Source organism: Microcystis sp. CS-574 (genome assembly GCF_028329095.1).
GTDB classification, from domain to species: domain Bacteria; phylum Cyanobacteriota; class Cyanobacteriia; order Cyanobacteriales; family Microcystaceae; genus Microcystis; species Microcystis ichthyoblabe_A.
Genome location: NZ_JAQMSY010000252.1, coordinates 1 through 10603, shown reverse-complemented (window position 1 = coordinate 10603; position 10603 = coordinate 1). Strand labels below are relative to the sequence as shown.

Sequence of the window (10603 nt, the reverse complement as noted above, 5' to 3'; positions counted from 1 at the left end):
GGGTTTGCTGAAAAAGTTTTTCGTGGGGGTAGGGTGTGGGGTGTGGGGTGTGGGGTGTGGGGTTTTACGGATTTTGAGGGGGTCAGTTTCCTAATTTTCAGGGAAAAAGTCCTGGAATTTTACCCCCGATCACTCCAATAGCTGGCACTTTTTGAGGGAAAAAAAGTCTAAAAGTCTTATCCAACAAGGGTTTTAGATTTATTCAGCAACCCCTAATTAAACCTCTTGCATAATTAATTTTTGAGGGTTCAAAAACGTCAAAAATAAGGATTAAATGGCATCAAATCTGTAAATAGATCATTTAATTGATTATTATTCATTCTCAATTTTCCTGACTACTGACTCATAACCCTAACAACAATTTTTGATTTTTACAAGAGGTCTTATGAAGGTAGATCAGACAGTGATGCAATTCAGACTTGAATCAGCCTATTATGAAAACTTTTCTGACTTTTCTTCAGCTATTTATGGATGCCTGAATGATGCCGATCTGAAACATAAAAAACAACTGGATTCCTTGCTTACTCTAGGATTTCAGAAGTTTAATAAATCTCAGATTATGAACGTCCAAAGTATATAAACCCCCAGTAGATGGGAGTGCCAGAGCTGCGGAGCAGTAACCAGTAAACAGTAAATAATGAAATATGATTTGCTGATGACTGATCACTGATCACTGAATTTATCTTTTAGCGGCAACAATGGCAAAAACGGTGGTATGGGGATCATCTTTTAAAGTCACCCCTTCCGGCATTTTTAAATCACCCACGAGCAGGGATTGCCCCACACCGATGCCCGAAACATCAAATTCGATCACTTCCGGGATATTATCAGCAATACAGGAGACATTAACTTCGTTAACGAACTGTTCGATTAAACCGCCCTGTTTGGTTCCGATCGCTTCTCCTATGGCTTTAATCGGAACGACGATATCGAGCTTACCGTGGGCAGATACCGAGAAGAAACTGAGGTGATAGAGATTTCTTTTCCAGGGATGAGATTGTACCTCTTGGATCAAAGCTTTTCCCGTCCAAGGCATTTCCGGAACATTGACATCCACCAGGGTATTATTCACCGAGGCCTTTTTAAGCAGGGTTAAGGCCGCTTTTTCTCCCACCACGAGGGAAACCGATTCCGTGCCGTTATGGCCATAGAGAACCGCCGGGATCAAACCCTGACGACGTAGAGCCCTGGGGTTAATATTTTCGGGTCTTTTTTGACATTCAACGCTAACTTGCATAGTTGACTAATCCTCTTTAGCAATGATTTAAAATTCGTAATTATCCCAAGGCGAGCCATTTTCGTCCAAAAGAGCGCGTTTGGGTCCGTGAATGGGATCTTCAACGATAATAGTTTGGTCGCGACTAGCTCCTAGGGAGATAATAGCGATCGGTACTTCCATGATCGCCCCTAGGAATTTTAGATAATCGAGGGCCTGTTTGGGCAAGTCTTCCAGACTCCGACAAGCGCTGGTGGGTTGTTGCCACCCCGGCATCGTTCGGTAAATCGGTTGACAACGGGCGAATTCCACCGCACTACTGGGTAAATGGCGACAGGTTTTGCCGTCCAATTGGTAGGCGACACAGACTTTGATTTCCTCTAGGGTATCGAGAACATCTAATTTAGTGATCGCTAGACAGTCTAAACCATTGATTCGCACTGCGTAACGACCGATAACCGCGTCAAACCAACCGCAGCGACGACGGCGGCCGGTGGTGGTCCCGAATTCCGCCCCACGATCGCATAATAACTGCTCGACATCCCCCTCTAATTCCGTCGGAAATGGACCTTCACCTACCCTAGTGGTGTAAGCTTTGGCCACACCGATCACTCGATCGATTACCGTCGGACCGATGCCAGAACCCACACAAGCACCCCCGGCGATCGGATTGGAGGAGGTAACGTAGGGATAGGTTCCGTGATCGAGGTCGAGTAGGGTGCCTTGGGCCCCTTCAAAAAGAATATTCTTACGCTTGCGGATTGCTTCGTAGATTTTTAAGGAACTATCGACCACATGGGGACGCAGTTTCTCGGCATATTCTAGATATTCCTCGATCACCGTCTTTGCATCTAAAGGCGGTAAGTTATATAACTTTTCTAAAATGACGTTTTTATAATTGATCGTCCATTCTAGTTTTTGCTGCAGATTCTCGGTATTGATCAAGTCGATGACTCGAATACCGATGCGCTCGGATTTGTCGGCATAGGTGGGGCCGATACCCCTTCCCGTGGTGCCGATTTTATATTTCCCCCGTTTTTCCTCGGATGCTTGATCGAGCAGCCGGTGATAGGGCATAGTGACATGAGCCGTTTGCGAGATATAGAGATTGTCGGTAGTAACATTGAGGGCGTGTAATTGCGCCATCTCTTTGAGTAACACCGAGGGATCTATGACTGTTCCAGAGCCGATTATACATTCCGTATCCGGGTAGAGAATCCCAGAGGGAATTAGATGGAGTTTGAACGTTTGTTCATCGACGACGACGGTATGACCCGCATTTACGCCACCTTGAGAACGCACCACCACATCCGCCGATCGACTCAGCAGATCCGTGATTTTTCCTTTTCCTTCGTCGCCCCACTGAGCGCCGATTACAATAACGTTAGCCAAGGTATTTTAGTCTAGCTAAAGTTCACACAAACTACCATTATCCACACTGGATAGATATTTTGTCAAGAGCATTATTGATTTAGTTATGGCTTTATTTCGTCGTCCTTCACCACGTTTATTCACCCTATTTACCTTTTTCTTGTTGCTCTGCCCTGGGGCAGCGTTCTTTTTCCAAGGGAAACCATGCCGCGAGACTTTAGCCCCTCTGCCTCAAGATCCATAGAAAACGGGTTTCTCAAAGAAACCCGTTTTCTGGAATAAGAGGCGATCGCAAATTTAATCTCTCTCAATTAATCAACTGGAAGCTTTAGGAGAAGCTTTGTTAGATTTTACCAAAGCGGGAGATTTAGAGGAATGGGTGCGATCGCTTCTGTAGGTGAACCTGGTGTTAAAACTATTTGGTTGGGACTGGGAAGATGACATAATATCAGCGAGACTTGGAAGCTATCTGATCAAATCAGTTCCCCCAGAGAACCCCCTTGAGCCATCCTGCACACTTTTCTCTCTTTGTCAAATTTTATGTTAAGAAAGATGTGACTAATGGATAGGGGGAGAAGGGGAAAAGCAAACCTAAGATTAACCCTGCACCATCACCGAGGCAGCCGCAGCCACACCGGCGCCGGGGGTGACACTTTCGACACCTAACTCGATTAAAGTCGCTTCAATGGCAGCGATAACCGTGAGGATATCCCTCTCACTGGCAAAACCTAAATGACCGATACGGAAGATTTTACCCTTGAGGTGATCCTGACCACCAGCCACAGCGATGTCGAACTTTTTATTGAGAGTCGAACGAATTTTTTCCGCATCTACTAGAGTGGGGGCTACCGCAGTAATCGCCGTGGAAGCCCAGGAATCCGCCGCGTAGAGGGGCAAATCCAGGGCGCGCATACCCGCCCGCGTCATCTGCGTTAAGCGTTGGTGACGGGCGAAAATTGCCGCTAATCCCTCCCTTCTCATCATTTGCAGAGAAGCTTGTAAACCGTACATCAGGTTAACTGGGGGGGTAAAGGGGGAACTATCCTCATCGGTGGCTTTTTTGTATTTGCCTAAATCTAGATAAAAACGGGGCAGTTTGGCGGTTTCGTAGGCTTTCCACGCTTTTTTGCTTACGGAAACAAAACCTAAACCGGGAGGAATCATATAACCTTTCTGGGAACCAGAACCGACCACATCTAAACCCCATTCGTCGATGGGAATATGATAAGCTCCTAAACTGGTGACAGCATCGACGATAATTAAAGCTTCCCCGTGGTCTTTTACCGCTTTGTTAATGCTTTCCAAGTCATTGAGAACCCCGGTGGAAGTTTCTGAATGGGTGATAATTACCGCTTTGATGGCTTTTTCCTTGTCTTCGGTCAGTTTAGCGGTGAATGCTTCTGGATCTAGGGGTTTACCCCATTCTGCCTTAACTACATCCACATTTAAGCCGTAGGCTTTCGCGACTTTCCCCCAACGTTCCCCAAATTTACCATTATCCCCCACCAAAACTCGATCGCCGGGGCTGAGAAAATTAATAATTCCCGCTTCCATGACACCGGTTCCCGAAGCGGTTAGCATTAAGACATCGCCACTGGTTTGATGCAACCATTTAAGATTTTCGGTTAATTCGGCGATTACCTTGCTAAAAGCACCGGTCCGATGACCTATCGGTGCTTTAGCCATAGCCAATAATACCGCTTCCGGCACTGGTGTGGGGCCGGGAATCATCAACATATTTTTATTTTCCATGGTTCGTCCTCTCTCGTTGGGCCATATTTAACAAAGATAAAAAACCAAATCTCGATCGCATCAATTCTGAGGGGTTGATTTAAGATTTGGCAAACTCTGATTATATCGCAGGAAGCAGGGGGCGGTCGGCAGGAGGCAGGAGTTAGCTTTTTTCTCCCCAATTCCCCACTTCATAATTCGTAATTTATAATTCATCATTCCGACTCCCCACTTCCTAACTCCTATTCCCGATTTTCAAACAATTTCTGGATACCGACGGCAGGATCGGGCAGTTTTACCAAAGATTCGCCGATTAGAACCGCATTTGCTCCCGCTTGCTTCACTTTCGCCAGATCTGTTGCTGTGTTTAATCCCGATTCGCTGACGATCAGAATACCTTTTTCTCGCACCTTTTCGCCTCTAGCTTCTAGTAATTGGCGAGTATTGTCTAAATCAACTGTAAATGTCTCTAAATTACGGTTATTAATGCCGATTAGTTCGATTCCCTCAATGGCTAACACTCGATCGAATTCGGCCAGACTATGCACCTCTACCAAAGCTGTCATCCCTAAACCCTTGACAATTTTGACAAAATATGCTAGGTCTTGATCGCTTAAAATAGCGGCAATTAAAAGAACAGCATCGGCTCCTTTAGAGCGAGCGTAGTAGATTTGATAGGGATAAAGGATAAATTCTTTGCATAATAGGGGTAAAGATACCGCTTGCCGGACGAGGCTAAGATTTTCGTAACTACCTTGAAAAAACTTACTATCGGTTAAAACCGATAAACAAGTGGCTCCTCCCTGTTCATAGGTACGGGCGATCGCTACAGGATCAAAATCTTCGCGGATGACTCCCTTGCTAGGAGAAGCTTTTTTGACTTCGGCAATCAAAGCGGGTTGGGTTTTACCCTGTTTTAAGGCGGCTAAAAAGTCGCAAGGTGGCGCAGTATTGGCTATTTTTTGGCGTAATTCCAATAAAGGCAGCCTTTCGCGCAATTTATCGACTTCGATCTCTTTATGCCAAACGATTTCTTCTAAAATATTTTGCGGTTGTGCCTCTGGCACTTTCACCACATAACTCAAACTCTCAACTTTAACGGCAGGATTGGGGTGTTTTCTTCGGATCTGCATTTTTTCACTGTCCAGAGCTTAACAGTGATTAGTGTAACAGTGATTAGTTATCAGGGATTGAAATAGAGACGGGGAAAACCACGTCTCTACAGACATTTAACTCTACTTCTGTGGATATTCCCAGTCTTCACCGAAAGGCTATTGCATAGCTTCGATCGAACGTTCTAAAATTTTATCTTGGAGTTTTTCGTCTTCTTGACGATTTTCAGTTAACAAAACCCGCGCTTTTGCAGTTTCTGCCTCTCCTTCCCCTAAAAGCTCCTCTGTACGAGTTAAGACATTCTCTTCGAGCATTCCTTCTGCTTGTCGTTCTTGGGTTAGATTAAGACGTGCTTTTTCTTCAATATTCATAAATTTATCCCTGCCACAGGTGCGATCAACTTCTACCTTTAGTCTGACACAAATTTACTATTCCGTATCATTAACTACAGAAAAATTTAGAATCTTACTGGCGAAACAGAGATTTAGGTATTTGTTCTCATTCCTTAAATGGACAGGGATCGATCGACCTCAAGCTATAAAATAAAACCTATGGAACAATTCCCCAGCTTAATCAAGCTTGTATATCGGGCGAATAATTATCGATTGCCTAAACCAACAGATTTCTGGACAGTATCCGATTCTATCGTAATATCCTATTTGCACAGCTTATGACCAAAGGTAATTTAAACGATCTCATCCGTACAGAAGCTAATAAAGAGGTAGAATCCCAAACCTCTCCTTCTCCCAAACGTCCGAAGGAAACTAACGCCACCCTACAGGCAAAAATTAACGACTTGACAACAGAGTTAGAAAAAACCGAGAAAAATCAGCAAACTCTCCAAGAAAAGGTTATTTCTCTGGAAAAAGAAGTCCAAGAACATCTGGAACTCTCTGTCAGGTTACAGCAGTTACAACAACAGACCGAGCAGTTAGAATCTGTCCTCTCGGAAAAAACCACTTTGGTGGCACAATTATCGAGTCAATTAAGTCAATCCCAGACGGAACTAACCGAGAAAAAACAGTTGATTGAAAAATTATCGAGTCAATTAAGTAAAACAGAAATAGAACTGACTGAGAAAAAACAGTTAATTGAAAAATTATCGAGTCAATTAAGTCAATCCCAGACGGAATTAACCGAGAAAAAACAGTTGATTGAAAAACTATATAATCAAATTAAAACCCTAGAAAATAGTCCCACCCCCACGCCTGAACCGTCAGCAATTACCAAACCTGCGCCGAAGAAACCCAGTCTTTATAACTTTGAAATGGCAACTTTAGTCCGTTATATTGCCCCAACTCCTACCCCCACAGAGTTAACGGATTCCGATATCGGTTGGTTCGATTAATTATGGCTAGTAAAAACCAAGAACAACAACATCCACAGGAAAGAATTGATCGCCCGATTGTTGATCAGCTGCTGCAATCAGAACCTAATGATTTAAACTTAGCTGAATGCGCTCGTTTACGCATACGTTATCAAAACTTTCCGGGGGCAAGAGAAATCCAAAGAGATTTAGATTTAATCCTAGAAAAATGGCAGTTAGATGAAGCTAGTTTATGGGCAAAAACTCGACAACTGCACAGTCATGGACAAGTGTATCAAATTCGCCAAAGCGAGGAGCAACAGGATTGGAGTTAAATTAAGCTATAGGGTTGAAAAAAACACTTCTTCCCTTTCACCTTATCTCAGAAAATAATATTATTGTAGGGGCGAATTGCATTCGCCCTCTTTTAATAACTTCTGCTGCTCGCCTATATGTGAGAGAAAGTCACAAATAGGAGATGCACCAAAAATCAAACCTATAATTTGATTTTATCTAATAATCTCTGAAAAGGATTTTTTGGTTTGCTTGCTGGCGGATCTGCGGGGGGATTAGGATCATCTAGATAACGATAATATCTCCAGATATCCCAGTAGGGACAGCCCGGTTCAATGCGAATTCCTGCCCAATGTAAATATTTTAAGGGCTGATTTAATCTCGGATCGATTAAAATATTCCCCTGAGGTTGAAAATGAGAACTTCCCCCCCAATTTCCCGCTTGACAACCCGGAGCGCGGACAATATTAAATCGATTGGGAACTCGTTTGAGAATGGTATAATTAATAATCGGTTGATCGGAGGTTTTTTGAGAAAAATCAAAATATTCTGGATGAGCGGCACATTCTTGAAAAGCACTATAAGTAGTCGTGCAAAATAAATTTCCTAGTGAAGAAAGGCAAAAGGCAAAAGGCAAGAGGTGGTTAGATATGTGTAATTAATTTTGCTTAGGTACTTATAATTCCTGTTCTGAGAACAGATTCTTTTTACTAGCCCAAAAACCACCGTTAAACATTCCACTTAGATCATTTTCTGTGAAGATTCCTTGTTCTAAAACAATCGGATTAAAGACATCAGTAATCCCTTTTTTGTGTTGGTAATCACAGCAGAGAAAATCGTAGGTATCGAGGAAATTTAGATTATCTATTATTTTTTCAAAAACTACGATATCCGCATCGATATAAAGAAATTGATCTAATTCTCCAAACCAATACACCTGCTTGCGAAATTGATTGGGACGAGCAAAGAATTTTTCTCCAAAAATATCATAGATTTTTTGTGCTAATTCTTCCACTAATTGCAGATCGGGATAGAGAATAACGCCATATTTTTCGGACAATAAATCGGCAATTTTTTGATAATTATTGTCGTAGGGAATCAAGATGACGGGAGAATCGGGATCGTACAAACGAATACTATTCATTAATGCGAGCGCCTGCTCGATAACTCGATCATTAGCGGTAATGTAAATTCCTCGCTTCATAAATATCCTGGGGGTAAGAGTTAGAAATAATTATATAGCAGTTATCTTAATGGTGAAGTAGAAAGTTTTCCTTTTGGGGAGTCAGCCATCAGCTTTTTTCTCCCGATATCCCTGTTCACTGATAACTGATAACTGATAACTGATCACTGATCACTGATAACTGAATAGCCGATCGATCTTTCTCTGTCAACTCTTAAAATTGATGAGTTTGATTTTTGAATTGGCGAATAATTAAGGAAAGATCACTGCTACTTAAACAGTTTTTTCTTAAGTTTAGCCAGAGAACTCTGTATCCATAATTTTTTAAGCCGCAGGGGTTCTAAACCTTCTATATCAGCCGGATAGCGTTTTTTAATATCAAAGAAATCATTAATTTCTCTTAAAATTGTTTCAAAACGTGGTAATAGTTTTTCAGGATGATAATCATCGATAAAATTAGCAGGTAAAGAATTAACGGGAAAATTACGGGCATAATTAAGAATACGTTCCAGATCGTATTGAGTGGAATAGGCCCCGATTTTTTGACAATTGAAACCGGGATCGAGATAATCGGCTAGGGCGCTATTGACGCTAGAAAATACCGTACAACCACAGGCTAAAGCTTCCAGGGGCGGTAAGCCAAAACCTTCCGTTAAACCGTTTACAGCCCAATATTCAGCCGAATCGTAGAGATAAACCCGACTACGATTGAATAATCCCACTAAATCCTCCACATAGCTATCTAAAACCTTAAGGCGACAGCGGGGACGGAGGGCGGGAACTAGACGATTGAGAAGATACTTTGAGGATTTGCGCCCCTGTACTAGGACATCGATATCCCTTTCTAAGCCTAAATTGAGAAATTCTGAGCCAATTTGATTAGGAAGATAGTAAATTAAAGCATTAGGAGCCTTTTCTCCCCAGTAACCCATAGTATTACGGCTAACGGTTATAATTGGTATTCCGGGGGGTAAACGGAAGCCGTAACCTGTACTATGGGCATGATAAATGATATTATGCGATCGCAATCTTGGCACCAGTTTAGGCAGATCAAAACCCCAGCTAACCACAAAAATACTGTCATCAGAGCTTATTTTCGCGAGTATATCCTCTAAAAAGAGATAATTTAACTCTTTTTGACGATAAGTCACAATCTGGGCACTACAAATTTGACTAGCTAAATTGACGGTTTTCATTTCTGCCCACAGTCCACCCCCACCAAAGGGAGAAGTAGTACCGGGCAAGAGAAAATAGAGGTTTCTCATCGGTATAATAGAGGTTTTGGTTAAGCGGTAGTCTGGAGACTCGGCTATTCTATGCTTAATTATTAAGGTGTGAGGTATCTAAAGGCAATAGTCGATCGAGTATAGATATTATACTATAGCGTTTCCTGTTCCCAAGAGGTACATTATCGATGTCGAAAAATTTAATCAGCAAAGGTTAAACTGTGCCACACAGGTGTGAGAAACCTTATATATCCATTGATATTAGCAAGGGGTTTTTAATACTTAATTACTCTATTTTTATTCGGATAAAAAATGAACTAGAGATTCTATGACCTAGAACACGGAGATCGCCTAAGTATAAATACTCGAAAAATCGCTATTTTTTGAACTTAAATGATTGTTTTAAGTTCAATTAGTCTTTAAAAATATCTTGTTTTTTCTTGCGAGGTTCCATAGTATTAAATTCAGAGAAGTAGCTCGACAAGCCTGACAACTCTTGCCAAGACTTTTGTATTTATAGCGTTTCCTAAGCTAGTGAGGTACGCCTATTTTTCTTCCCTTTTGCCGTTCGGCGGTTCGGCTGAGCTCACGGCCGAAGCCTTTTGCCTAAAACCCATAACTTTTGTACCTCATCAGACTGAAAAACGCTATATATAGTCAATTACGATCGCGACCGTGTTCCCTAACCAATTCGCTCGTAATTATCCGTGGATTTCTAATTCCAACCGACTCATATCTCCCCTCCCCGAGGCTCCCCTCGCCTTCAGTGCCGAGGCGATCCAATGGCCAGAAAGCTGGCAAAACAAAACCCCCATACTCACCCCCACAATCTAACCATGAACGAGAACCCGAACCCTATCCCCGCCATCCTACCCCGATCGGCGTGGGAGAGCCAGATCGCCTATCTCTGGGCCGTATTCCAGGCGAAAAAAGCACTGGATGAAATTGAACGAATTCAGAACGAGAAGACATGAAAGCTCGATCTAATCCGCATCCAGCAACCCCTCATCTCTCATCGAAAATTTGGGTCTGAAACCCCGTCGTTCTACGACGGCTTTACTGTTAAATATTAGCACATTTACGAAATATATGCTAAAATGTGAGGTATGGAAAAAGCCTATTCTTACCGATTTTACCCCACACCCGAACAAGAGTCGCTATTG

The 10603-nt window shown here is 42.5% G+C and carries 10 protein-coding genes and 2 pseudogenes; 5 read left to right on the top strand and 7 right to left on the bottom strand.

The window, feature by feature from the left end:
• Positions 1–418: 418 nt before the first annotated feature.
• Positions 419–580 (top strand): annotated as a pseudogene (locus PN470_RS20645) (IS630 family transposase); the annotation flags it as partial.
• Between the two features lie 99 nt (positions 581–679).
• Here the strand turns inward: PN470_RS20645 and PN470_RS20640 are convergent.
• Together PN470_RS20640 and PN470_RS20635 are read right to left on the bottom strand one after the other, a co-directional pair.
• Positions 680–1237: a 50S ribosomal protein L25/general stress protein Ctc gene (locus PN470_RS20640; RefSeq protein WP_002781534.1), complete on the bottom strand. Its 558-nt coding sequence runs from the start codon at positions 1235–1237 to the stop codon at positions 680–682.
• 27 nt (positions 1238–1264) lie between these two features.
• Entirely contained in the window at positions 1265–2608 is a 1344-nt protein-coding gene (locus PN470_RS20635) for an adenylosuccinate synthase (protein WP_272105018.1), read from the bottom strand.
• 289 nt (positions 2609–2897) lie between these two features.
• Here PN470_RS20635 and PN470_RS22275 point away from each other — a divergent pair, with 289 nt between their 5' ends.
• Complete coding sequence (locus PN470_RS22275) at positions 2898–2984, top strand: DUF4351 domain-containing protein (protein WP_223210794.1); 87 nt, start codon at positions 2898–2900, stop codon at positions 2982–2984.
• A 200-nt stretch (positions 2985–3184) separates the two neighbouring features.
• Here the strand turns inward: PN470_RS22275 and PN470_RS20630 are convergent, their stop codons facing one another.
• From PN470_RS20630 to PN470_RS20620, 3 genes are all read right to left on the bottom strand, one after another.
• Positions 3185–4339 (bottom strand): pyridoxal-phosphate-dependent aminotransferase family protein, encoded by a 1155-nt coding sequence (locus tag PN470_RS20630; RefSeq protein WP_103111880.1) that lies wholly within the window; start codon positions 4337–4339, stop codon positions 3185–3187.
• A gap of 221 nt (positions 4340–4560) precedes the next feature.
• Complete coding sequence (gene trpC / locus PN470_RS20625) at positions 4561–5451, bottom strand: indole-3-glycerol phosphate synthase TrpC (protein WP_002736464.1); 891 nt, start codon at positions 5449–5451, stop codon at positions 4561–4563.
• A gap of 138 nt (positions 5452–5589) precedes the next feature.
• Positions 5590–5802 carry a hypothetical protein gene (locus PN470_RS20620; protein WP_002735306.1) on the bottom strand — a complete coding sequence of 71 codons (213 nt, stop codon included), beginning with the start codon at positions 5800–5802 and terminating at the stop codon, positions 5590–5592.
• Between the two features lie 299 nt (positions 5803–6101).
• Here PN470_RS20620 and PN470_RS20615 point away from each other — a divergent pair, with 299 nt between their 5' ends.
• Together PN470_RS20615 and PN470_RS20610 are read left to right on the top strand one after the other, a co-directional pair.
• Entirely contained in the window at positions 6102–6779 is a 678-nt protein-coding gene (locus tag PN470_RS20615) for a hypothetical protein (RefSeq protein ID WP_002776293.1), read from the top strand.
• Positions 6780–6781: 2 nt separating this feature from the next.
• Positions 6782–7072 carry a DUF3288 family protein gene (locus PN470_RS20610; RefSeq protein WP_002738029.1) on the top strand — a complete coding sequence of 97 codons (291 nt, stop codon included), beginning with the start codon at positions 6782–6784 and terminating at the stop codon, positions 7070–7072.
• A gap of 161 nt (positions 7073–7233) precedes the next feature.
• On the opposite strand, the pseudogene PN470_RS20605 reads toward PN470_RS20610, so the two are convergent.
• Positions 7234–8235, bottom strand: a pseudogene (locus tag PN470_RS20605) (Npun_R2821/Npun_R2822 family protein).
• Positions 8236–8483: 248 nt separating this feature from the next.
• Positions 8484–9479 (bottom strand): glycosyltransferase, encoded by a 996-nt coding sequence (locus PN470_RS20600; RefSeq protein ID WP_272105017.1) that lies wholly within the window; start codon positions 9477–9479, stop codon positions 8484–8486.
• Positions 9480–10546: 1067 nt separating this feature from the next.
• On the opposite strand from PN470_RS20600, the gene PN470_RS22445 reads away from it, so the two are divergent.
• On the top strand, positions 10547–10603 hold a 57-nt coding region (locus tag PN470_RS22445), incomplete at its 3' end, for a helix-turn-helix domain-containing protein (protein ID WP_190357389.1).